This window comes from Nocardiopsis sp. NPDC006198, from assembly GCF_040613895.1.
Classification (GTDB): domain Bacteria; phylum Actinomycetota; class Actinomycetes; order Streptosporangiales; family Streptosporangiaceae; genus Nocardiopsis; species Nocardiopsis tropica.
Window position 1 is genome coordinate 35,350 of record NZ_JBEXSY010000014.1, and the last position, 23,507, is coordinate 58,856.

Annotated in this window: 19 protein-coding genes; 9 read left to right on the top strand and 10 right to left on the bottom strand. The window is 73.9% G+C overall.

Translation table 11 applies throughout. The annotated features are described in order from the left end of the window. Positions 1-169 precede the first annotated feature (169 nt). The 3 genes from ABZ234_RS12270 to mtrA are packed head-to-tail and all read right to left on the bottom strand — an operon-like array spanning position 170 to position 4,612. Positions 170-2,059: an LpqB family beta-propeller domain-containing protein gene (locus ABZ234_RS12270; protein ID WP_344182176.1), complete on the bottom strand. Its 1,890-nt coding sequence runs from the start codon at positions 2,057-2,059 to the stop codon at positions 170-172. Further along, the gene (gene mtrB / locus ABZ234_RS12275; RefSeq protein WP_267948314.1) at positions 2,056-3,918 is read right to left on the bottom strand and encodes an MtrAB system histidine kinase MtrB; all 1,863 of its coding nucleotides are present in this window, start codon (positions 3,916-3,918) and stop codon (positions 2,056-2,058) included. Before mtrB ends, ABZ234_RS12270 begins: the two co-directional genes overlap by 4 nt. A 16-nt stretch (positions 3,919-3,934) precedes the next feature. Further along, a complete protein-coding gene (gene mtrA, locus ABZ234_RS12280) occupies positions 3,935-4,612 on the bottom strand; it encodes an MtrAB system response regulator MtrA (protein WP_017570965.1) in 678 nt (225 codons plus the stop codon). A gap of 432 nt (positions 4,613-5,044) precedes the next feature. Between mtrA and ABZ234_RS12285 the strand changes: the two genes are divergently transcribed. From ABZ234_RS12285 to ABZ234_RS12310, 6 genes are all read left to right on the top strand, one after another. Beyond that, entirely contained in the window at positions 5,045-6,586 is a 1,542-nt protein-coding gene (locus ABZ234_RS12285; protein ID WP_355012036.1) for a glycerophosphoryl diester phosphodiesterase membrane domain-containing protein, read from the top strand. Further along, a complete protein-coding gene (locus tag ABZ234_RS12290; RefSeq protein ID WP_267948312.1) occupies positions 6,583-7,212 on the top strand; it encodes a DUF4129 domain-containing protein in 630 nt (209 codons plus the stop codon). Before ABZ234_RS12285 ends, ABZ234_RS12290 begins: the two co-directional genes overlap by 4 nt. After that, complete coding sequence (locus ABZ234_RS12295) at positions 7,209-8,417, top strand: DUF4350 domain-containing protein (protein ID WP_355012037.1); 1,209 nt, start codon at positions 7,209-7,211, stop codon at positions 8,415-8,417. The genes ABZ234_RS12290 and ABZ234_RS12295 overlap by 4 nt, the downstream gene beginning before the upstream one ends. 79 nt (positions 8,418-8,496) lie before the next feature. After that, positions 8,497-9,480: a MoxR family ATPase gene (locus tag ABZ234_RS12300; protein ID WP_267948310.1), complete on the top strand. Its 984-nt coding sequence runs from the start codon at positions 8,497-8,499 to the stop codon at positions 9,478-9,480. Next, the gene (locus ABZ234_RS12305) at positions 9,480-10,781 is read left to right on the top strand and encodes a DUF58 domain-containing protein (RefSeq protein ID WP_355012038.1); all 1,302 of its coding nucleotides are present in this window, start codon (positions 9,480-9,482) and stop codon (positions 10,779-10,781) included. Before ABZ234_RS12300 ends, ABZ234_RS12305 begins: the two co-directional genes overlap by 1 nt. Before the next feature lie 82 nt (positions 10,782-10,863). Then, positions 10,864-12,963, top strand: a complete 2,100-nt coding sequence (locus tag ABZ234_RS12310; protein WP_355012039.1) for a tetratricopeptide repeat protein — start codon at positions 10,864-10,866, stop codon at positions 12,961-12,963. A 9-nt stretch (positions 12,964-12,972) separates the two neighbouring features. Here ABZ234_RS12310 and ABZ234_RS12315 read toward each other — a convergent pair whose 3' ends face one another. Then, the gene (locus ABZ234_RS12315) at positions 12,973-13,218 is read right to left on the bottom strand and encodes a DUF397 domain-containing protein (RefSeq protein WP_355012040.1); all 246 of its coding nucleotides are present in this window, start codon (positions 13,216-13,218) and stop codon (positions 12,973-12,975) included. Between the two features lie 40 nt (positions 13,219-13,258). Then, on the bottom strand, positions 13,259-14,251 hold the full coding sequence (locus ABZ234_RS12320; RefSeq protein ID WP_355012041.1) for a stage II sporulation protein M: 993 nt from the start codon (positions 14,249-14,251) through the stop codon (positions 13,259-13,261). 109 nt (positions 14,252-14,360) lie between these two features. Between ABZ234_RS12320 and ABZ234_RS12325 the strand changes: the two genes are divergently transcribed. Next, positions 14,361-15,350, top strand: coding sequence for an RDD family protein (locus tag ABZ234_RS12325; RefSeq protein WP_355012042.1), 990 nt, complete (start codon positions 14,361-14,363; stop codon positions 15,348-15,350). Between the two features lie 46 nt (positions 15,351-15,396). Here ABZ234_RS12325 and ahcY (ABZ234_RS12330) read toward each other — a convergent pair whose 3' ends face one another. Together ahcY (ABZ234_RS12330) and ahcY (ABZ234_RS12335) are read right to left on the bottom strand one after the other, a co-directional pair. After that, positions 15,397-16,659 carry an adenosylhomocysteinase gene (gene ahcY, locus ABZ234_RS12330; protein WP_267948304.1) on the bottom strand — a complete coding sequence of 421 codons (1,263 nt, stop codon included), beginning with the start codon at positions 16,657-16,659 and terminating at the stop codon, positions 15,397-15,399. Between the two features lie 123 nt (positions 16,660-16,782). After that, positions 16,783-18,219, bottom strand: a complete 1,437-nt coding sequence (gene ahcY, locus ABZ234_RS12335) for an adenosylhomocysteinase (RefSeq protein WP_267948303.1) — start codon at positions 18,217-18,219, stop codon at positions 16,783-16,785. A gap of 128 nt (positions 18,220-18,347) precedes the next feature. Here ahcY (ABZ234_RS12335) and ABZ234_RS12340 point away from each other — a divergent pair, with 128 nt between their 5' ends. Next, positions 18,348-18,764 carry a MerR family transcriptional regulator gene (locus ABZ234_RS12340; RefSeq protein WP_330158902.1) on the top strand — a complete coding sequence of 139 codons (417 nt, stop codon included), beginning with the start codon at positions 18,348-18,350 and terminating at the stop codon, positions 18,762-18,764. Positions 18,765-18,883: 119 nt separating this feature from the next. Further along, positions 18,884-20,065 (top strand): hypothetical protein, encoded by a 1,182-nt coding sequence (locus tag ABZ234_RS12345; protein ID WP_344182155.1) that lies wholly within the window; start codon positions 18,884-18,886, stop codon positions 20,063-20,065. Between the two features lie 273 nt (positions 20,066-20,338). On the opposite strand, the gene ABZ234_RS12350 is transcribed toward ABZ234_RS12345, so the two are convergent. The 3 genes from ABZ234_RS12350 to ABZ234_RS12360 all read right to left on the bottom strand — a co-directional run bounded on the left by ABZ234_RS12350 (position 20,339) and on the right by ABZ234_RS12360 (position 23,434). After that, complete coding sequence (locus ABZ234_RS12350) at positions 20,339-21,658, bottom strand: protein kinase (RefSeq protein ID WP_344182153.1); 1,320 nt, start codon at positions 21,656-21,658, stop codon at positions 20,339-20,341. A 158-nt stretch (positions 21,659-21,816) separates the two neighbouring features. After that, positions 21,817-21,993 (bottom strand): Trm112 family protein, encoded by a 177-nt coding sequence (locus ABZ234_RS12355; protein WP_082376097.1) that lies wholly within the window; start codon positions 21,991-21,993, stop codon positions 21,817-21,819. An 88-nt stretch (positions 21,994-22,081) separates the two neighbouring features. Continuing rightward, on the bottom strand, positions 22,082-23,434 hold the full coding sequence (locus ABZ234_RS12360; protein ID WP_355012043.1) for a phosphomannomutase/phosphoglucomutase: 1,353 nt from the start codon (positions 23,432-23,434) through the stop codon (positions 22,082-22,084). Positions 23,435-23,507 lie beyond the last annotated feature (73 nt).

Below are 23,507 nucleotides of genomic sequence, written 5' to 3' on the forward strand. Positions count from 1 at the left end.
GGCCCCGGCCCGGCAGGGCTCCGTGCGGGCCCGGAGGCCCCCGGGACGCTCAGAGGACCCCGGACGCTCGGCGGGTCCCGGCCAGGCAGGGTCCCGTGCGGACCCGGAGGGGCCCGGGGCTACCGGCGGGCCCCGGCCCGGCAGGGCTCCGTGCGGGCCCGGCCCCGGGTCACCCCGGGAAGGTGGGCGCTCCGCCCTCCACCACGTTCTGCCAGTTCAGGGGATCGTTGGAGATCCAGATGTTGCCGTCGTCGGAACCGGCGACCAGGGGCTGCCCGGGAGCTCCGGAGATGGTCATCATGCTCGCGACCGGGGTCCCGGCGCTGGCGGGCGGGGTCCCGCCGTCCAGCGAGACCAGGAACGCCTGCGCGGTGCCGCCGTCACGGCCGCCCAGGACCACCAGCTGGTCGGAGCTGCGCCACGCGACGTCGGTGAGGTCCTGCAGCTCCCTGGCGAGGGTGACGAACGACCCCAGCACGACCTGCCCGTCGGCGTCCTCCACGACCCGGCCCACCTGCAGCGACCGCTCTCCGTCCTCCTCCGTGACCAGCGCGGCCCGGGTGCCGTCGCGGGAGATCTGGAAGTGCACCACGGAGGTGTCGCGCAGCCCGGACACGTCCACGCGCACCACCTCCTCGCCGCCGCGCAGGAGCCACAGCGCGGTCGTCCCCGGGGCGGGGGGCGGCCCCTCCTCGACCGGGTCCTCGGTGTCGGCCTCCTCCTCGGCCGTCTCCTCCGCGTCCGGGTCGCGCTCCGCCGACCCGGCGTCCTCGGTCTCCTCGACCACCCACAGGTTGCCGTTGACGTCCCAGGACAGCTCCGTGAAGACCCCGTCCGAGAGGACCTCCTCGATCTGCGCTCCCGGGCTGGTGAAGCTCGTCACGACTTCGCCCCCGCCCTGGGTGATCCCCGCGACGGTGCTCTCGTCGACGGACACCGCGAACCGCTCCAGGAGGCTGTCGCCGGCCCCCAGGGGGCCCGGCACCCGCTCGACCTCCTCGAAGACGCCCTCGTCCCAGTCCTCCGCGGACCAGAGCTGTCCCTCGTGCGTGTAGTAGGCGCGGACCCCACCAGTGATCGCGCCGGGGTTCACCCGGGACCAGTGGTCACTGCCGGGGCGCGGCCGGTCGGCGCTCTCGCCGTCGGAGCCCGGGAAGTCCACCTCCGAGCCGTTCACCTTCAGCGTGAACTCCTGGATCTCCGGCAGCTGGCGGAGCGTCCAGGCGATCTGCGCCCCCATGGCGAACTCGTCGACCTCCCCGGAGGCGCCCACGTCGATGACCGCGTGTTCGGCGTCGACCTCCAGGGAGGGCGTGGCCCCCCGGGGGAAGGCGGACTCCACCGCGGGGTCCAGCCACTCGCTGGGGCCGCCGATGAGCTTGCGGAGCAGGCGTTCCGGCAGCTGCTCGTTGCTCACCGGCAGGTAGACCGGGTCCGGGACCAGCGCGCTCCGCGCGGGGTTGAAGAAGTACAGGTTGAAGGGCCGGTGCGTGCGCTCCACGTCGAGCTGGCTGAGGATGAGCTCGTCCGGCAGGCTCCGGATGCGCCAGTCGCCGTCGGGGTCGCCGTTCTCGCGCGCGAGCAGGAACGGCTCGTCGAGCAGGCGCCCGCTGTCGCTGGAGACGTACTTGCCGCTCTCGTCGATCGTGGCGACGAGGGAGCTGCGCATCCGCACGGTCGCGGTGAGCCCGTCGGCGCTGATCTCGGCGTCGAGGTCGACGGTGTCGAGGTCGGCGAAGACCTTGACCGTGCCGTCGGGCGACCAGGTCTCCCCCGTCTCGGGCAGCATGTAGCTGCGCGCCGCCTTGTGCTCCTCCTCGAAGCTGCCCATGTCCTTGAGGAAGCCGCTGACGAGGCCCTCCGGATCGACCCCGGGCTGCGGGCCGGCGGGCAGCAGCCGCACGTAGCCGCCGTAGGGGTCGCCCGCGGAGTCCCCCCCGGCGCCCGGGACGACGGGGCCCGTCGTCGGAACGGAGGCGCAGGCCGCCATGGCCGCGCACACCGCCGCGGCCGCCAGCGAGGCGCGCACGGCACGGCCGATCAGGCCCGGTCCTGTCATGACCCGTCCTCCCCACCCTCGCGCGGGTCGCGTTCGGAACGTACGGCCGTGTCGTCGGCGGCGCCGGACCGCGTGCCCTCCCGGTCGCCCCGGCCCGGGATCCGCTCGGGGCGGGCGTGGCCGTTGGCCGCGGGCTTGGGCCCGGCCGCGCCGTCCTTGTCCCCGAACGCCGGGAAGGTGCGGCCGAGCGCGATCTCGGGCGGTACCAGGGGCAGGGGGGAGCCGCGCAGCTCGCTGCCGGAGCGGCGGGGCAGGGACAGCCGGAACTGGGACCCCTGTCCGGGCAGGCCCCAGGCCTGGAGCCAGCCGCCGTGCAGGACGGCGTCCTCCTTGGCGATGGACAGGCCGAGGCCCGTGCCCCCGGTGGTGCGCACGCGGGCGGGGTCGGCGCGCCAGAAGCGGTCGAAGCACAGGTGCTCCTCCCCCTCCTTGAGCCCCACCCCGTAGTCGCGCACCGCCACGGCGACCGCGTCGCGGTCCCCGGCGGCGGTGACCACCACGTCCCGGCCCTCGCTGTGCTCGATGGCGTTGACGACGAGGTTGCGCAGGATGCGGTTGATCCGCCGTGTGTCGAACTCCGCCAGGCAGGGCTCGGCGGGAAGGCGCAGCACCACCTTGATGCCCCGGCGCTCGGCGATCTGCTCGGCGTCGCCCACGGCCCTCATGACGGCGTCGCGGACGTCCGCCGACTCGATGCCGAGCGTGGCGGCGCCCGCGTCGTGGCGGCTGATCTCCAGCAGGTCGGCGAGGAGCTCCTCGAAGCGCTCGACCTGGCTCTGCAGCAGCTCGACGGAGCGGCGCATGGTGGGGTCGAGCTCGTCCCGGTCGTCGAAGAGCAGGTCACCGGCCATCTTGATGGTGGTCAGCGGGGTGCGCAGCTCGTGGGAGACGTCGGAGACGAACTGGCGCTGGAGCTTGGACAGCTCCTCCAGCTCCTTGATCTTCTCCTCCAGGTTGCCCGCCATGTCGTTGAAGGAGACGGCCAGCCTGGCCAGGTCGTCCTCGCCCTGCACGGTCATGCGCTCGGTGAGGTCGCCGGCGGCCAGCCGCTCCGCGGACTGGGCTGCGGAGCGGACCGGGCTCACCACCTGCCGGGTGATGACGAACGCGATCAGCCCGAGGAGTATGACCAGCAGGACCGCGACCAGCGCGACCGTGTTCTGGACGAGGTCGAGGATCTCCTGCTCGTGCTGGAGCGGGAACAGGTAGTACAGCTCGTAGGCGTGCGTGAGCTGGGCGCCGACGACCAGCGCGGGCTCCTCCTCGCCCTGCTCGGTGGTGACCCGCGTGTACGTGTGGTACTGCTGGTCGTTCGCCTCGGACTGGCGGACCTGCTCGATCAGGCGCGGCGGGACGCTGCCCTCGCCGGTCGCCCACCCGAGCTCGTCGCTCACCGAGGGCAGGATGACCACGCTGTAGAGACCGGTGTCGCCGCTGCGGCTGGTGAGCTCGCTGGCGAGGTTGTACAGGAGCCGGTCGCGGTCGCCCCCGTCGTTCTCCTGGAGCTCGGCGAGGGCGTAGTTGAGCCCGGCCCGGTGGTCGGTGACCGCGGTGGTGATCTTGGCGTCGAGCAGCCCGCCGCGCACCTGGGAGATCATCGCGTACCCGAGCCCCACCATGACCAGCAGGGACAGCACCAGCGTGGTGGAGATGACCCGCAGGTGGAGCGAGCGGCGCCAGTTGGTGTGCACGCCGCGCACCAGGGCGCGGGCGGCCCTCTGGGCGAACAGGTAGGTGCGGGTCAGGCCGGTCTCGCCGTCACGCCACCGCCCTCCGGGCGCGGGCAGCCCGGAGGGCGGGACGGACCGTTGCCCCTCGGAGTCGGCCCCCCGCTCCTCCTCGGGTGTACCTGCGGTCATGTGCGGCCCTGCGGTATCAGGCGGTTCCGGCCTTGTAGCCGACACCGCGGACGGTCACGACGACCTCGGGGTGCTCGGGGTCCTTCTCGATCTTGGCGCGCAGGCGCTGGACGTGGACGTTGACCAGACGGGTGTCCGCCGCGTGGCGGTAGCCCCACACCTGCTCCAGCAGGACCTCGCGGGTGAAGACCTGGCGCGGCTTGCGTGCCAGGGCGACCAGGAGGTCGAACTCCAGGGGGGTGAGGCTGATCTGCTCGCCGTCGCGGCGCACGGCGTGCCCGGCGACGTCGATGGTGATGTCACCGATCTGGAGGACCTCGGGAGCGGGCTCCTCGGTGCGGCGCAGCCGCACGCGGACCCTGGCCACCAGCTCCTTGGGCTTGAACGGCTTGACGATGTAGTCGTCGGCCCCCGACTCCAGGCCCAGGACGACGTCGATGGTGTCGCTCTTGGCGGTGAGCATGACGATGGGCACGCCCGACTCCGCGCGGATCTGGCGGCACACGTCGATCCCGTCGGCCCCGGGCAGCATCAGGTCGAGGAGGACCAGGTCGGGCTTGGTTTCGCGGAAGGCCTCCAGGGCCTTGTCCCCGTCATGCACGAACGAGGGCTCGAATCCCTCACCCCGCAGCACGATGCCCAGCATCTCGGCGAGGGCGAGGTCATCGTCGACAACCAGTACACGTCCCTTCATGTGTGTGTCCGGCGCCGGGCGTCAGCACCGCCTCGCGGGCGGATTTCGCGGCGCCTACTCCTCTCTCTGGAACACTCAAGCGGCGTAAACGGTCGGTGCGCCCCTGCTCCTCGACGCAAGGAACTGCTTTGTCCCCCCAACCTTGCCACCTTCGGACGGGGTTGGGAGAGTGGTCGATGCATTTCGCTCCGTGCGGACCGATTTCGACCACCGGCGGTGTCGGCCCTGGCTGCGCCGGTCCGAAAACCTTCGCGACTTGGCCTGTTGGTAACAGAAAGCATACAAAAGGAATGAAGTGCGTCGGTTGTTGCTGGACGCGCGCCAGGGCCGCCGGGCACTGGTGGAACCGGCCGGTAGGTTGGATTCCAACACGGTAGAAATCGCGCGGATCCGCTCGCGCAGCGTAACCGAACACCACGGAGGGCGGAGCACATGACCCAGGAGGACGACCACCGGGACACGTCGGGAAGCAGTCCCGGCGCCCCTGGCGATGGCGGTTCCTCCGGGGGTGCACCTTCGGAGCCGGGCGGCTGGGCCGCCCCCGGGAGCGCGCCGTCCGCGCCCGAGCCCCCCGCGGGCGGACCGGCGGTCCCGTCCGGCCCGCAGGAGCGGCCGGGCTTCGCCGCGCCGGGTTCGGGCGGGCCCGCCCACGGGGACGTGCCGCCGCAGGACCCGTACGGGGCGCCCGGCTCCGGACCGCAGTCGTACGGGCAGCAGGGCTACGGCCCCCAGCCCGGCTACGGACAGCAGGGCTACGGCCCCCCGTCCGGATACGGGCCTCAGGGCTACGCGCCCCAGCCCGGCTACGGACAGCAGGGCCACGGGCCCCAGCCCGGCTACGGTCCCCAGGGCCACGGACAGCCGGGGTACGGTCAGCCGCCCGGCTACGGGCCGCAGGGGTACGCTCCCCAGCCCGGATACGGCTCGCCCCTCCCCCCCGGGATCCCCCGCGCACCCAAGCCCGGTGTCGTCCCGCTCCGCCCCCTGGCCCTCGGCGACATCTTCAACGGCGCGTTCAGCCTCATCCGGAGCAACCCGAGGACCACCGTCGGCCTCTCCCTGGTCGTCATGGCCATCGCCGCCGTGCTGACCTCGCTGGCCTCGGCCTGGTACCTGGACGACTACACGGCCTGGATGGACGAGGTCCTCGTCGATCCGGCCGCCGTCGACCCGAACGCCCCGCTGTTCCCCGGCTCCCCGCTGACCTTCGTCCTGATGTTCGCGGGCGAGCTCATCGTCTACCTCGGCGGATTCGTCCTCCTAGGCCTGCTCGCCGCCGCCATCGGCATGGCCGTGCTCGGGCACCGCCTCACGCCCCGCCAGGCGTGGGAGGCAGCCCGCGGACGGATCGGGGCCATCATCGGCCTCGCGCTCGTCAAGCTGGCCATCCAGTTCGTCATGTGGACCGCCTTCGTGGTGGCGGCGACCCTCTCGTTCGTGCTCGGCATCGTCGTGGGCGTCGAGGGGGGGCCGGCCGCCGGCATCGTCGTCGGCCTCCTGGTGTTCCTGCTGGCCACCGCCGTCGTCGTGGCGCCGAGCACGTGGATCTGGGTCCGGCTCTACTACGCCATGCCGATGATCGTGCTCGAACGCCTCGGCCCGGGACAGGCCATGGCCCGCTCCTGGCGCCTGTCCCAGGGGCAGTGGTGGCGCACGTGCGGCTACTGGCTGCTGACGCTGGTGATCGTCCTCCTCGTCGGCTCGATCCTCAACATGCCGTTCGGCATCGCCGCCGGGGTGTTCACCTTCATCGACGCGACCGCGACCTGGACCGTCGTCGCCTCCGCCGCCCTCACCTACGTGGGCACGGTGCTGGTCTACGCGGTCACCCAGCCCTTCTCGGCCGGCGTCACCACCCTGCTCTACGTCGACCTGCGCATGCGCCGTGAGGGCCTCGACCTGAAGCTGCACGAGGCGGCCCGGGCCGGCTACGAGGCCGGGCCGGAGATCTACCTGCCGGAGCCGCGGACGTGAGCCTCCACCTCTCGGCCGCCGGCGAGGTCAGCCGGGACGAGGGCCGCAGGCGCGCCGTCGAGGAGCTGAGCGACCCCCTGTACGGGGAGCAGGAGCCGGGCCTCCTCGACCGCTTCCTCGACTGGCTCTCCGGCCTCATCGACGGGCTCGCCGAGGCGGGCTCCGGGGTCTTCGGGGGCTGGGTGGTCCTCGCCCCGCTCCTGCTGGTCGTCGCCGCCCTGGCGGTCTGGCTGATCGTCTGGCTGCGGCCCTCGCGGAGCCGCGCCGCCGGGCCGCCCGTGCACGAGGGCGCGGTCCTGTCCGCGACCGACCACCGGGCCGCCGCCGACCGCCACGAGGCCGCGGGCGAGTACGCCGCGGCCGTCGCCGAGCGCCTGCGCGCCATCAGCGTCGACCTCGAGGACCGGGTGATCGTCGCGCCGCGCGCCGGGCGCACGGCCACGGAACTGGCCGCCGAGGCCTCCGTGCTGCTGCCCGGCGAGGCGGACGGACTGCGCGAGGGCGCCCGGATCTTCAACGACGTGGCGTACGGCGACCGCTCCGCGACCGCCGACTCGGCGCGGACCATGCGCGAACTGGACACGCGGCTCAGGGCCGCCCGCCCCGCCGAGGAGGCGCGAGGATGACGGCCACAGCCCCCGCCGCGCCGCCCCGGACCGGCGCCCCCGGGGACGGCGGCCCGGACGTCCCCCGCGCACTCCGCGTGTGGCGTTCCGCGCGCACGCCCGTCGCCGTGGTCACCGCCCTCGTCGTCGTCTCGGTGCTGCTCTCCCTGGGTACCGAGCGGTTCCCCACCGGCTACCTGGAACCCGGCTCCGTGTCCCCCGACGGCACACGCGCCCTGGTCGAGGTCCTGGGCGAGGACCGCGACGTCGACGTCGTCCGCTCCTCGGCCGCCGCGGGCGGGGCCGTCGCGCGGGCCGGCGGCGACGCCGTGCTCGTGGTGACCCTCGACCACCGGCTGCTGCCCTCCGAACTGGAGGAGCTGGCCGCCCTCGACACGGACACCGTCCTGGTGCAGCCCTCCGTGGCCTCCCTCTCGGCGTTCGCGCCCGGGGTCGAGGTGACCGGGCGGGAGGTGCCCGACAACATCCTGGAGTACGGCTTCGCCCCCGAGTGCGGCCTCCCCGCCGCGGAGGCCGCGGGGAACGCCACCGTCGGCGGCGAGCTCTACACGGCTCCGGCGGGGGCCGACGCCACCGGGTGCTACCCGGGCGGGAGCGGCGACGCCCTCCTCCGCCTGGAGGACGGCGGAACGGCCACCACCGTCCTCGGCACGGGGACCCCCCTGACCAACACCGCCCTCGACACCGGGGGCAACGCCGCGCTCGCGATGAACCTCATGGCAGCGGACGACGTGGTGTGGCTCCGTCCCGACCCGCCTCGGCAGGAGGGCAGCGCCACCCTGTGGGAGCTCGTCCCGCCGGGCCTGCGCTGGTCCCTGGTCCCCCTGGTCGCCACCCTGCTGCTCCTCGCCCTGTGGCGGGGCCGCCGGATGGGCGCCCTGGTCCCCGAGGCCCTCCCCGTCGTCGTGCGCGCCTCGGAGACCACGGAGGGGCGCGCCGGGCTGTACCAGGCGCGCAAGGCGCGGGACAGGGCCGCGTACGCCCTGCGTTCGGGCTTCCTGGAGCGCACGGTGCCCAAGCTCGGCCTCAGCGCGGAGACGGCGCCGGAGGCGGTCGTGGAGACCGTCGCCGCCAGGACCGGGGACGACCCCGGCCACCTGCGCGCCCTCCTCTACCCGGACGGCCACGACCCCTACGCGGCCGACGACGACGCGCTCGTCCGGCTCGCCGACGAACTCGACGAGCGCACCCGGAGGCTGAGGTGACCCCCGCGGCGCCCCGCCGGGCGCCCTCCCCCCGCCACGACACAGTGAACGACCAGGTATCGAGAGAGGTAGACGGCACGTGAGCGCCTTCACACCCGAGGCACCGCCATCCGCCGACGAGGCACGCGCGGCGCTGGTCGCCCTGCGCCGCGAGGTGGCCAAGGCGGTCGTGGGCCAGGACGAGACGGTGACCGGCCTGGTCGTGGCACTACTGTGCCGCGGCCACGTCCTGATGGAGGGTGTGCCCGGCGTCGCCAAGACGCTGCTGGTGCGCACCCTCTCCGCGGCCCTGTCCCTGGACCACAAGCGGGTGCAGTTCACGCCCGACCTGATGCCGGGCGACGTGACGGGCTCGCTCGTCTACGACCAGCACACCGCGAAGTTCGAGTTCCTCAAGGGGCCGGTCTTCACCAACCTGCTGCTGGCCGACGAGATCAACCGGACCCCGCCCAAGACCCAGGCCTCGCTGCTGGAGGCCATGGAGGAGCGGCAGGTGACGGTGGAGGGCAGCCCGGTCGCGCTGCCGGACCCGTTCATGGTGGCGGCCACCCAGAACCCGGTGGAGTACGAGGGCACCTACCCGCTGCCCGAGGCGCAGCTGGACCGGTTCCTGCTCAAGGTCACCGTCCCGCTGCCCGAGCGGGCCGCCGAGGTGGAGATGCTGGGCCGGCACGCGGCCGGTTTCGACCCGGGCGACCTGGCCGCCGCCGGGGTGGTCCCGGTGGCGGGCGCCGCCGAACTGCGGGCGGCCCGCGAGGCCGTGCAGCGGGTGCGGATCGCGCCCGAGGTGCTCGGCTACATCGTCGACCTGTGCAGGGCCACGCGGCACTCGCCGTCCCTGCAGCTGGGCGCGTCCCCCCGCGGCGCCACGGCGCTGCTGCGCACCAGCCGCGCGTGGGCGTGGCTGTCGGGCCGCGACTACGTGATCCCCGACGACGTGAAGGCCCTCGCCAAGGGAACCCTGCGGCACCGGATCGCCCTGCGCCCGGAGGCCGAGCTGGAGGGCGCGACCACCGACGGAATCCTGGACGGTGTGCTCGCCTCCGTCCCGGTACCGCGCTGATGGTGGTCACCGGCAGGGCGGTCCTGCTGGCGTTCCTCGCGACGGTCGCGGTGGCGCTGTCCGGCCTGGTCGGCGCCTGGGCCGCCGTCGCGGCCCTGGTGCTGCTGGCGCTGCTGCTCGTCGCCGACGTGTGCCTCGCCGCGAGCCCTGCGGCGCTGCGGCTCTCCCGGGACGGGGACTCCTCGCTGCGCCTGGGCGACTCCGCGGTGGTGCACGTGACCCTCGCCAACCCGACCCGGCGCAGGCTGCGCGGCTCGGTGCGGGACGCGTGGCCGCCGAGCTCGCACGCGGCGCCGCGCAGGCAGCCGGTCCGGGTGGGCGCGGGCGAGAGGCGCCGGGTGACGACGACCCTGACCCCGAGCCGGCGCGGTGACGCCCGGGCCGCCGGGGTGACCGTGCGCACCATCGGCCCGCTGGGACTGGCGGGCAGGCAGCGGACGCTGACCGCGCCGTGGACCGTGCGGACCCTGCCGCCGTTCCACAGCCGCCGCCACCTGCCGGGCAAGCTCTCGCGGCTGCGCGAGCTGGAGGGCCAGCACACGGCGATGGTGCGTGGGCAGGGCAGCGAGTTCGACTCGTTGCGCGACTACGTGCCCGGCGACGACGTGCGGTCGATCGACTGGCGGGCCACCGCCCGCAACGACGGCGTGGTGGTGCGGACGTGGCGCCCCGAACGGGACCGGCGCATCCTCATCGTGCTGGACACGGGGCGCACCTCGGCGGGCCGGGTGGGCGACACCCCGCGGCTGGACCACGCCATGGACGCCGCCCTGCTGCTGGCCGCGCTGGCGGGCCGGGCGGGCGACCGGGTGGACTTCATGGCCTACGACCGGCGCACGCGCGCCCAGGTGCGGTCGTCCGGCAAGGGCAGCCAGGTGAACCGGATCGTGGAGGCCATGGCCCCGCTGGAGGCGGAGCTGGTGGAGTCCGATCCGGCCGGGCTCGTCGGAACCGTCCTGGGCACCCAGGGGCGGTCCAGGCGGCTCGTGGTACTGCTCACCGACCTGAACGCGGCGGCGCTGGAGGAGGGGCTGCTGCCGAGGCTGCCCCTGCTGACGTCGCGCCACCTGCTGCTGGTCGCGGCCGTGCGGGACCCCGCGGTCGACGGGATGGCGGGGGAGCGCGGCGGCGCCGACGCCCTGTACCGGGCCGCGGCGGCCGAGCGGACGCTGAGCGAGCGGCGGCGGGTGACCGCCGAGCTGCGCCGGTTGGGCGTGGAGGTGGTCGACGCCGACCCCGAGCACATCGCTCCCGCGCTCGCGGACGCGTACATCAACCTGAAGGCGCAGGGGCGGCTGTAGGGGCCTCCCACGCGCCCGTGGTGCCCGCCCGGGCCCTCCGTCCCCCTTCACGGGACGGCCTCCGGACGGGCACCATGGCCGTATGCCCCTCTCCCCCGGAGCCGCCGACGGCTCGTGCGACGACAGGTCCGCCAACGCCCTCCGGGGCGACGTCCACGGCCAGCTGGTGCAGGCCCGCGACATCCACGGCGGCGTCACGATCCACGCGTCGCAGGCGCCTCCCCCGCCCCCGCCCCTGGTCGACGTGTCGCTGGACGCCCCGCGCCCGGCGACCGCCGTGCGCGGGCGCGAGGAGCTGCTGGCGGCCCTGGGCTCGGCCATGCGGGCCGGGGCGCCGGTCCCCCACGTGCTGACCGGTCCCGGCGGGTTCGGCAAGACCACGGTGGCGGCGGCGCTGGCCGAACGGGCGCGGGCCGACGGGTGGACGGTGTTCTGGGTGCGGCCGGGGGACGTGGCGGCGGGCATGGTCGAGGCCGCCGTGGAGGCGGGCGGCCCGCGGCGGGAGGCGGAACAGGTCAGGGCCACCCGGCACCGGGCCGTCCGATGGGCGTGGCGGCACCTGGACGCGGCGCCCCGGCCCTGGCTGCTGGTCATCGACAACGCCGACCGGCCCGCGGAACTGGACCCGGAGAACCGCCCCGGGGACCAGCTGGGGTGGATGCGGTCGAGCCCGGGAGGGTTCGTCCTGGTGACCAGCCGGGTGGACGACCCCCTGCTGTGGTCCCCCGCGCGGGTGCACCGGGTGGGTGAGCTGGACGCCCCTGCGGCGGCCGCCGCGCTGGCCGACCACGCGGGCCTCGCGGAGCTCGCCGGGGCGGAGGAGCTGGCTGTGCGGCTGGGAGGGGTGCCGCTGGCCCTGTCCCTGGCCGGGCGCATCCTCGCCACGCACGGCGTGCTGTTCCCCGACGCGCACGCGCTCCTGGACGGGCTGCGCGAGGACGTCGGCGCGCTGGACGAGCTGGCCGCGCCCTTCGTCCCCGTGGCCGACGCGGACCGCGGGCTGCTGTCGGGCGTGTGGGAGCTGTCCCTGCGGCTGGTCGCGGAGAGGGAGCCGAAGGCCGCGCCGCTGCTGCGGATCCTGGCCGTCCTGGGCTCCGGCACGGTGCCCGTCCCCCTGCGCAGGCTGCCGCTGTCCGAGCTCGCCGTAGGCGCCCTCGGGCCGCTGGGCGAGGCCTCGTTCGCCCGCGCGGTCAACGCCCTCGTCGTCCACGGCCTGGTCACCGTGGAGCGGCGGGAGGCGGAGGCCTTCCTGCGCCTGCACCCGCTGGTGGCGGAGACCGTCCGGGCCGGTCTCACCGACGCCGACCTGCCCCTGGTCGAACTCGCCGAACGGCTGCTCGACCACCAACGGCACAGGGACCTCCGGTTCGAGCTCCAGGCCCTCGTGGCGATCGTCTCCCTCCGCGTCCGCATGCACCCCGCCGACGAGGACGCGGCCACAGCACGCGTCGGAGACCTGTCGGTCTCGCTCACCGCACTGCCTCCGGCAACGTTGCAGACCGTCGTCTCGGCCGGAGGAACACTCCTGCGCCTCGGCCGCCCCGAGGACGCGGAGGCCGCCCTCGCCCCCGTCGTGGCCGCCGCGGAGGAACAGTTCGGCCGGGCCCACCCCACCGCGCTCTCCGGGCGCCACCTGCTCGCCGAGGCCCGGCTGCACCAGGGCCGCGTGGACGAGGCCGAGCGGTCCTTCCGGGAGCTGCACGCGGACCGGGCCGGGACCCTGGGCCCCGAGCACCCCGACACCCTGGACACCGCCTATCAGCTCGGTCTGATCGCGATCCGCCGCGAGCGCTGGGACGAGGCCGGGGAGATCCTGTCGGAGGTGAGGGAGGCGTGCCTCCGGACAGCCGGGGAGGAGGACCCCCTCCACCTGTTCGCCGCCCAGAACCTCGCCTACGTGACCATGCGCCTCGGGGACCCCGCCGCGGCGGAGACCGGGTTCCGCCGTGTGCACCGCGTGCGCGAACGCGTGCTGGGGGCCGGGCACCACCTCACCGCGGACGCGGCCTTCTACGTGGGCCGCGCGGCACAGGAGCGGGGGGAGTGCGCCGAGGCGCTCAGGATCTTCACCGACGTCCTCCGGAACTGGGAGGAGCAGCTGGGCGAGGAGCACCCCCAGGTGGAGACGGTCAAAAGGCGCATCGCTGAGGTCGCGGAACCCGGACCCGGGACGACCCGCTGAGCCTCCGTCTCAGGAGCCGTTGACCGCACGCACCAGGGCCGTCCACTCCGGTGCGTCGAGCCCGAGCGTCCCCGCCTCCCTGTGGGCGGAGTCCCGCACGCGAACGGCGGACGCGGTGACCGCCACCTCCACGCAGCAGGTCTCGGCGGCGCTGTGGGAGCTCGTGAACCACGCGGGCACGGCGGGCACCGCCTCCCGGTGCCGGCTTCCCCGGACGCCGCCGCGCGGGCCGTGCCGGGGGGTGTCGGTGTCCATGTCCCGATGGTCGCACGGGCACCCCGGCGGTGTCAGGGGCTCAGGCCACCGGGACGGCCTGCGGGGCGTTCCTGATGTCTCCGGTCTCGCCCGCCAGGTACGCCCTGCGGCCCACCGTGAACACGTAGAGCACGAACAGCGCCTCGGCGACCACGCCGATGCCGATCCTCTGCCAGGTGACGTGCACCCAGCCGGTCACGAAGCCCTCGATCAGGCCCGAGACGAACAGCACGACCACCAGGCCCAGCACCACGGCGATGGCGGCGCGGGCCTCCTCGCCCAGGGCGCGCATGCGGGTGCGGTCCCCCGGGGAGATGATCGTCCAGCCGAGCTTGAGGCCCACGCCCCCGGCCACGAACACGGCCGTCATCTCCAGCAGGCCGTGCGGGAGGATCAGCCCGAAGAACACGTCGCCGCGCCCGTGGGCGATCATCATGCCCGCCGCCATGCCGATGTTGATCCCGTTCATGGCCAGCACCGCGATGGTGGGCAGGCCGAACGCCACCCCGAAGATGACCGCCTGGGCGGCCACCCACGCGTTGTTCGTCCACACCTGGGCGGCGAACGAGCCCGCGGGGTTCTCGACGTAGTAGTTGGCGAAGTCGTGCTCGACGTACCGGGCCATCGACTCCGGGGTGCCGAGGGCGTGGAGCACGTCGGGGTCGTTGACGATCCACGCGGCCGTGACCGCGGCGACCGCGACCGTGCCCGCGGACGTCCCGATCCACCACCACCGGAGCCGGTACAGCACCGCCGGGAACACCCGGGTGAAGAAGCCCCCGACGTCCCGCCATGCGGACGCGTGGGCGCCGGTCACCGCCGACCGGGCGCGCGCCACCAGTGCCGACAGCCTGCCGACGAGGGCCGGGTCCTGGCCGGAGGAGCGCACGACCGACAGGTGGGTGGACACCCTCTGGTAGAGCTCGACGAGTTCGTCGATCTCCTCACCGTCCAGCGAACGGCGCCTGCGCACCAGCTCGTCCAGCCGTTCCCAGTCCCGGGCGTGCACCGCGGCGAACACGTCGATATCCACGCATGGGACCCTATCGGTTCGGCTCGGGGCGGTGCCCGCGAGGCGAACCCGCCGTCCCATGTGGCGGGTAATGTCATGGGGACGGTTTCAGACAGCCCTGAGGGAGCGTGTGCTGGTGTCCTATCCCGGCAACGGTGACACCCGCGGCGACGTGTACGGCGTGACACCACTGGTCACCGGTGACGCGGTGGTGCTCGACCTGCGTCCGGCGGGCTTCGCCACGAGGGCCGCGGCCCTGGCCATCGACGTCATCGTCCAGATCATCGCGCTGATCGCGCTCGGCATCCTGACGTCGTGGATCAGCACCGGCATCGACGCGGCGGCGACGGCCGCGGTCTCGCTGGCGGGCCTCGTCCTGGTCCTGGTCGGCTACCCGACCGTCTTCGAGACGGTCTCGCGCGGGCGCTCGCTCGGGAAGATGGCGCTGGGCCTGCGGGTGGTCGGCACCGACGGCTCGCCCGAGCGGTTCCGGCAGGCGCTGGCGCGCGGGCTGGCGTCGTTCGTGGAGATCTGGATGACGACGGGCACGGTCGCGCTCATCACGTCGATGGTCAACCGGGACGGCCGCCGGGTGGGCGACTTCGTCGCCGGGACCATGGTGGTGGAGGAGCGCGGCGGCAGCCGCCGCGACGAGGTCGTCCCCATGCCGCAGCACCTGGCCGGGTGGGCGGCGGGCGTCGAGCTGTCCCGGCTGTCCGCGGAGACGGCGGCCGCCGCCCGCCAGTACGTGCTCCGCTACGGCGAGCTGGCCGAGCACACCCGCCACGAGATGGGGATCAGGCTGGCCGACGCCGTCGCCGCGCAGGTCAGCCCGCCTCCGCCGCCCGGCACCACCCCTCCGTACTTCCTGGCCGCCGTGCTCGCCGAGCGCCGCCGGCGCCACGAGGCCGCCGCGCAGCCGCCCGACCACGCACAGCAGCCCCCGCAGGGGTATCCGGGACGGCCGGACGGCCACGCGCAGCAGTACGGCGGGTTCGGACAGGCCCCGGGCCACCCGCACCGGCCGGGGTACACGCAGCAGTACGGCGGCCACCCCCAGCAGTACGGCGGCCACCCGCAGGCGGGGCCCCCGCAGGGCGGCCCGTACCCCCACCGCTGACGGGCCCGGGTGCGCCGCGGCCCCGGAGCCGCGGCGCACCGGGGGCTCAGGGGCGCCAGGAGCGCAGGTAGTCCTCCTGGCCCGGGGTGAGCGAGTCGATCCGCACCCCGAGCGAGGCCAGTTCCAGCCGGGCCACCTCCGTGTCGATGCCCGCGGGCACCTCCAGTACCCCCGGCCCCATGTCGGCGTGGTTCGCCGCCAGCCACTCCGTGGTCAGGGCCTGCACCGCGAACGACATGTCCATGACGGCCGCGGGGTGCCCCTCGGCGGCGCCGAGGTTGACCAGGCGCCCCTCCGACAGGAGCAGGACGCGGCGCCCGTCCGCGAACACGTACTCCTCGGCCTGGTCGCGGACCCCGCGGTCGACCGCGACGGCCAGCCGCTCCAGGGCGGCCAGGTCGATCTCCAGGTCGAAGTGGCCCGAATTGGCGAGGATGGCGCCGTCCTTCATCCGCTCCAGGTGCTCGGCCCGGACCACGTCGCGGTTCCCGGTCACGGTGACGAACACGTCACCGACCGGGGCGGCCTCCTCCATCGTCGTGACGGTGTAGCCCTGCATGACCGCGTCCAGGGCCTTGACCGGGTCGACCTCGGTGACGACCACCCTGGCCCCCATGCCGCGGGCCCGCTCCGCGAGCCCCCGTCCGCAGTAGCCGAACCCGGCGACCACGACCGTGCGCCCGGCGAGCAGCGCGTTGGTCGCCCGCAGGATGCCGTCGATGGTGGACTGGCCGGTGCCGTACCGGTTGTCGAACATGCGCTTGGTGGCGGTGTCGTTGACCGCCACCATCGGCAGGCGCAGCTCGCCCTCGGCGCTCATCCTGCGCAGCCTGATGACGCCGGTGGTGGTCTGCTCGCAGCCGCCCAGCACGCCCTCCAGCAGGTCGGGCCGGTCCGCGTGCGCGGTGTTGACCAGGTCGCACCCGTCGTCCAGGATCAGGTGCGGACGCGTCTCCAGGACCGTCACCAGGTTTCGGTCGTAGGATGCCGGATCCATTCCGGCCCATGCGTAGACCGAAACACCGTACTCGGCGACCAGGGCCGCCGCGGTGTCGTCCTGGGTGGACAGCGGGTTGGACGCCGCCAGCGCCACCTCGGCGCCGCCCGCGCGCAGGGCGCGCAGCAGGTTCGCGGTCTCGGCCGTCACGTGCAGGCACGCGGCCACGCGCAGCCCCTCCAGGGGGCGTTCCGACGCGAAGCGCTCGCGCACGCTGCGCAGCACCGGCATCGAGTGCTCCGCCCAGTCCACGCGGCGGATCCCGGCACGGGCCAGGCCGAGGTCGGCCACCTCGTGCGCGGTGTCGGTCATGTGCTCACCAGAGTCCCTTCGCCGGTCCGGTCCCCGTTCCCGACCGGGGCCGGAACAGGCCGCGGGCGCCGCCGGGGGTCCCGGCGGCGCCCGGTCGTCCGGCCTCCCGGCCGGCGCCCGGCACTAGTAGCGGTAGTGGTCGGCCTTGTACGGGCCGGCGACGTCCACCCCGATGTAGGCGGCCTGCTCCTTGGTGAGCGTGGTCAGCTTGACGCCGAGGGCGTCCAGGTGCAGGCGGGCGACCTTCTCGTCCAGGATCTTCGGCAGCGTGTACACGCCGATCGGGTACTCGTCGGGCTTGGTGAAGAGCTCGATCTGCGCGATGACCTGGTTCGTGAAGCTGTTGGACATCACGAAGCTGGGGTGGCCGGTGGCGTTGCCCAGGTTGAGCAGGCGGCCCTCGGACAGCACCAGGACGGACTTGCCGTCGGGGAGGGTCCACTCGTGGACCTGCGGCTTGATCTCCTTCTTCACGATGCCGGGGACCCTCGCCAGGCCGGCCATGTCGATCTCGTTGTCGAAGTGGCCGACGTTGCCGATGATCGCCTGGTGCTTCATGCGGGTGATCTGGTCGGCCATGATGACGTTGAAGTTGCCGGTGGTGGTGATGAAGATGTCACCGGTCTCCAGCACGTCCTCCAGGGTGGTCACCTGGAATCCGTCCATGGCGGCCTGGAGGGCGTTGATCGGGTCGATCTCGGTGATGATGACGCGGGCGCCCTGGCCGCGCAGCGCCTCGGCCGCGCCCTTGCCGACGTCGCCGTAGCCGCAGACCACGGCGACCTTGCCGCCGATGAGCACGTCGGTGGCGCGCATGATGCCGTCCGGCAGCGAGTGGCGGATGCCGTACTTGTTGTCGAACTTGCTCTTGGTGACGGAGTCGTTGACGTTGATCGCCGGGAAGGCGAGGGTGCCGTCACGCTGCATCTCGTACAGGCGGAGCACACCGGTGGTGGTCTCCTCGGTGACGCCCTTGATGCCCTCGGCGATCCCGGTCCACTTGGCGGGGTCCTCGGCCAGGCTCCTCTGGAGCAGGGACAGGACGACCGCGAACTCCTCGCTCTCCGCCGTGGAGGGGTCGGGGACGGACCCGAGCGACTCGAATCCGGCGCCCTTGAGGACGAGCATGGTGGCGTCGCCGCCGTCGTCCAGGATCATGTTGGGGCCGTCGGCGCCGGGCCAGGTCAGCGCCTGCTCCGTGCACCACCAGTACTCCTCCAGCGTCTCGCCCTTCCAGGCGAAGACCGGGACGCCCCTGGGGTCCTCGGGGGTGCCGTCGGGGCCGACGACGACCGCCGCCGCGGCGTGGTCCTGGGTGGAGAAGATGTTGCAGCTGACCCAGCGGACCTCGGCGCCCAGGGCGACGAGGGTCTCGATGAGGACCGCGGTCTGCACCGTCATGTGCAGCGAGCCCATGATGCGGGCCCCGCTCAGCGGCTTGCTGTCCCCGTACTCGGCGCGGGTGGCCATGAGACCGGGCATCTCGTGCTCGGCGAGTCGGATCTCGTCGCGGCCGAAGGAAGCCAGGGAAAGATCGGCGACCTTGAAGTCGAAAGCCATGCGTTCCTCACTCGTGGTGGTCGTTGCGACCACGATTCTAGGCCCGCAGGCCCGGCACCAGCACAAAGCTGACAAAGTCCTGTCAGATTCGCGCCGACCGGTGGCGGCGTTCGGTTAGGGTCGCGTGCATGGCCGCCCTCGACGACGCACCGCCCGCCCCCGACCGGACCACCTGGCCGACGGGCCCCGTGCCGATCTCCGCCGCCGCGGAGCGGGTGGGCACCACGGCCCGGATGCTCCGCTACCGCGAGGGGCTGGGGCTGCTGCCCCGCACCCAGGAGCAGCCGACCGGGCGGGGGCACCGGCACCGCCGCTTCACCGAGGAGGACCTGCGCACGATCGGCGTCGGCCTGGAGCTGGAGCGGGAGTTCGACATCCCTCCCGCCGCCCTGGCGTTCGCCCTGCGCGTGCTCGCCGAGCCCGACGTCCTCGCCCGTGTGCGCGCGCACGGGGAGCGGCTGGGCAGGCTCGCGGCCGCCCCCGCGCGAGCCCTCGACTTCGAGAAGCAGAAGGCCATGCGTCTGCTCGACGGCCGCCGGTCCTGATGTGACGGGTGTGGACGCGCGTGAACACGAAGGGTTCACACGCGCGTGCGTCCGGTCACGGCCACAGGTGAAGGCGTTCGGCATGTTTTGGCAAACTGCCCACGGGCTACGGAGAGGACGTGGATACCCTACGCAGCGGCGCGGCTCTGGACCGGCTCCCGAACCCCGTGCGCGAAGACCTGATGGACGTCGACCGGCTGCGGGTGATCTGGGCCCAGCACCGCCAGGACCGTCCCCGCGACGCGCGCGGGGAGGCGCGGCGGGAGCTCACCCGGCGCCGTGTCCGGGCGCTGGGCGGCGGTCCGGCCCTGGAGGAGCTCGTCGAGTCCGCCTCGGAGGACCGGAGGTGGGGTGAGCCGGTCACGGCCGCCCACGTCGCGGAACTCGCCGAGCGCGCACGCGCCCTGCCCGGGGACGGTCCCACCCGCTCCCCCGGCCTCGCCCTGGACTCCGAGCACGCGCTCCGCCTGGCCGGGGCCGCCTCCGCCCCCGTGCACCCGGTGGTGCGCGCGGCCCACACGTTCGCGGAGTGCTCCGCGGTCCTGGACGAACTCGCCTCGGCCGCCTCCGGAGACGGCCCCCGGCAGCGGGCGGACCCCGACGACCGGCCCTGGGCCCTGCCCTGGGTGCTGGCCTCGCTGGTGCTGCGGAGGGCGGACTTCCCCCCGCTGGTGCCCGACCGCCTCACGGAGCCCCCGTCCTCGGGCGCGGACCCCGAGCAGCGCCTCGCCGGGTTGGTGCGGCACTTCGCCAAGCTGGTCAAACGGTCCCTGCGCGAGGAGCTGAGCTGGTCGTCCGACAGCACCGCCCCGGCGCCGCGTTCGCCGGTCTCGCCGCTGGCCGCCGTGACCCGCCGCCGCGTCCAGGACTACGTGCGGTCGCGCAGGGAGCCCGTCGCCCTGATCCTGCGGGCCCTGGACCCCGGCGCCCGGGCCATCGTGCACTCGGGCGGCTCCGACGCCCCGGCCCCGGAGAGCCCGGTCGCGGCGACCGCGGTCCGGGCCGTGCTCACCCCGGGCGCGGCGCACTGGTGGACGGCCCTCGAACTGGTGGTGGGCGAGGCCTCGCTGTCGCTGTGCGTGGTCGTGCAGGAGATCGGGCGGCCCCGGACCGGTGTCCTGGCGGTGTCCGCCGACGGGCGCCTGACCACGCCGGACGGGGTGAGGGACGCGCTGGGCATGTCGGGGACCGACAGCGTGACCGTGATGCCGACCGACTGCGTGGACGACCGCTGGCCCCAGGTGCGCGACCTCGTGGACGAGGCCGTGTCCCGCGCCATGAACGAGCTCACGCGGGTGTGACGCGCGACCGCGTCCCTCCCCGGAGGGAGGCGGGAGAGGCTCGCGCGTGCGCCGCCGCGGGCCCCCGGTCCCCGGGGATCCGGTCGCGACGCCGGCCCGTCCGGCGGCCTCGGTCCGCGCGGGGCCGTGGCGGCCGCGCCGGACTCCCGGGACGGTGTGGCGCGGGGTCGGGTCGCGGCGGGGGCCCGGAGGACGCGCGCGGCCGCGGTGGGACGGTTTCGCCGGGGCGGTCGGCACGCGGGCGCCGCGACCGGCGCCGCCCCCGCGGGCGGATCAGCCTCCGCCGAGGGCGATCAGGATCAGGAGCAGCAGGAGGATCACGATGGTGATGAGGACCGCCGGGATGACCCAGCTCTGCTGGAGCACGGAGTTCTGCTCGACCGGGCGCGGCATGGGCTGCCGACCGCCGGGGCGGGCGTAGGACTGGTTGGGGGCCATGCCCGTGAGCATCGGGTTGCCCGCGTTGTGCACGCCGTGGTGCATGGCGTGCGGCTGCTGGTGCTGCGGGTACCCCGGACGCGGGTTGGACGTGCCGGGGTGGCCTGGCCGCGGGCCGGAGGCGCCCGGGTGGCCGAACCCGTGCCGGGGGTCGGGGCCCCCGGGGTAGCCCGGCATGCCGGGGCGCGGGTTGGAGGAGACGGGCGTGTAGCCGACGGCGCCGGCCTGGGGGCCCGTCGGCGGCTGGGGCCGGTACGGCGTCTGGCCGCCGGTGGCCGGGGTCGCCTGGGCGATCTGCTCGCCCTGCCTGACGACGTCGTCGGTGGACGGGCCGCTCGTCTCCGGTCCGTCGTGGCCGAGCAGGCGCATCAGCAGCGTCTGGGCGTTGGGCCGGTTGGCGGGGTTCTTGTCCAGGCACGACTCGACGACGGGGCGCAGCGCCTCGTCGACGCCGTCCAGGTCCGGGGGCGCGCTGACCACGCGGTGCACCACGGCGGGGACGGTGTCCGAGCCGAACGGGGCGCGTCCGGAGGACGCGAACGCGATCACGCACCCCCACGCGAAGATGTCGCACTTGTCGGTGATGCCGCGACCCTCGATCTGCTCGGGGGCCATGTAGGAGGGCGTGCCGACGATCGAGTTGGTCATGGTGGCGGTGCCGTCGTCGACCCGGGCGATGCCGAAGTCGATCACGCGCGGCCCGTCCGGGCCGAGCAGCACGTTGCCGGGCTTGAAGTCGCGGTGGACGATGCCCGCCCTGTGGATCGCGACCAGGGCGGTCGCGGTGGAGACCGCGAGCCGCTGGAGCGTGGACCCGCGCAGGACCGCGCCCTTGGCCACGGTCTCCTGGAGGTCCTTGCCCGGGACGAACTCGCTGACCACGTACGGGGGGTCGCTGTCGAGCTGGGCGTCGATGATCGCGGCCGTGCAGAAGGAGGCGACCTTCTGGGCCGCGCGGACCTCCTTCTCGAACCGCTTGCGCAGGTCCGAGTCCTGCGACCACTGGTCGTTGAGGACCTTGACCGCGACCTCCCCGCCGTCCGCGTCCTCCGCGAGGTAGACGACGCCCTGCCCGCCCTTGCCCAGCCGTCCGGTCACGCTGTACTCGCCGAACGAGGAGGGGTCGCTCGGAAGCAGCGATTCGGAACCGGGCATCGGGGTCCTCCAGGGAGGTCGTCTTGAGCGGGGCGCGCAGGAACAGGGTACGGGTTGCGGGGAATGCGGGGGTGCGTCCCGTCATGCCCCCAGGAGGGACCTCATCCCCTGCCGCACACGATATGACTGCCGGAACAGCCGTGCCGTTCCATCCGACCTCAACCGATTTTTCGCGCCTCGTCGACGAGCAGGACCGGGATGCCGTCCCGGATGGGGTAGGCGAGGCCGCTCTCGTCGCAGACCAGCTCGTCCGTCTCGGGGTCGTGGCGCAGCGGGGCCTGGCTCTGGGGGCAGGCCAGGATCTCCAGCAGCCAGTCGTCGATCTTCGTGCTCATGGTCCTCGTTCCTCGTGTGTGTGCGGGGGCGGGGCGGCCGCCGCGCCGGACGGCGGTGCGGCCGGCCCCTCCCCACCATGATGCCTGTTCAGGCGCGGATGACGGCCAGCACCTCGTCGCGGAGCCCGGCCATGGACGCCTCGTCGGGGGCCTCGACGTTGAGCCGCAGCAGCGGTTCGGTGTTGGAGGCGCGCACGTTGAACCACGATCCGCCGGGGAGGGAGACGGTCAGTCCGTCGAGCTCGTCGACGGTGGCGCCGTCCCTGCCTGCGAACTCGGCGCGCACGGCCGCCAGGCGCCCGGGTGCGTCGGCGACCTTCGAGTTGACCTCGCCCGATCCGGCGTAGCGGGAGTACTCCTCGGTGATCCGGGAGAGCGGACGGTCGTCCGTCCCCAGGACCCGCAGGACGTGCATCGCCGCGAGCATACCGGTGTCGGCCCGCCAGAAGTCGCGGAAGTAGTAGTGGGCGGAGTGCTCCCCGCCGAAGATCGCGTCGGTCTCGGCCATGGTGGCCTTGATGAAGGAGTGCCCGACCCGGGTGCGGACGGGGACGCCGCCCCGTTCGCGCACGATCTCGGGGACGGCCTGCGAGGTGATCAGGTTGTGGATGATCGTGGACCCGGGCTCGCGCGCGAGCTCCTCGCCCGCGACCAGCGCGGTGACGGCGGAGGGCGGCACCGCGTCGCCCCGCTCGTCGACGACGAAGCAGCGGTCGGCGTCGCCGTCGAAGGCCAGGCCGATGTCGGCGCCCGTCTCGCGCACCTTGGCCTGGAGGTCGACCAGGTTGGCCGGGTCGAGGGGGTTGGCGGGGTGGTTGGGGAAGGTGCCGTCCAGCTCGAAGTAGAGGGGCACGATCTCCAGCGGGAGGCCCTGTTCGAGGACGGCGGGGACGGTGTGGCCGCCCATGCCGTTGCCCGCGTCCACGACGACCTTCAGCGGGCGGATGCCCGACAGGTCCACGAGGCCGCGGAGGTAGTCGGCGTAGCCGGGGAGGAGGTCCTGCTCGGTGACGTTCCCGGAGGGCCCGCCGTGGGCGGGGACGCCCTCCTCGGCCAGGCGCCGGACCTCGTCCAGGCCCGTGTCGGCGCTGATGGGCGCGGCCCCGGCCCGGCACATCTTGATGCCGTTGTACTCGGCGGGGTTGTGGCTGGCCGTGAACATGGCGCCGGGCAGGCCGAGGTGGCCCGAACCGTAGTAGAGCAGGTCGGTGGAGCCCAGCCCGGTGAACACCACGTCGAGCCCCTGGCCGGTGACCCCTTCCGCGAAGGCGGCGGCCAGTTCCGGCGAGGAGGGGCGCATGTCGTGCGCGACGACGACGGCCTCACCGCCGACGACACGGGCGAAGGCCGCGCCGATCGCGCGCGCGATGTCCGCGTTCAGGGTGTCCGGGATCACACCGCGCACATCGTATGCCTTGAAGATGCTTCCGAGATCAGCCACGTCTTCTCCGGACGGTCGGTCCTGCTCCACGTTCGTTCCCGCGCGTGTCCTTCCGCGCGGTACCAAGCTAGCA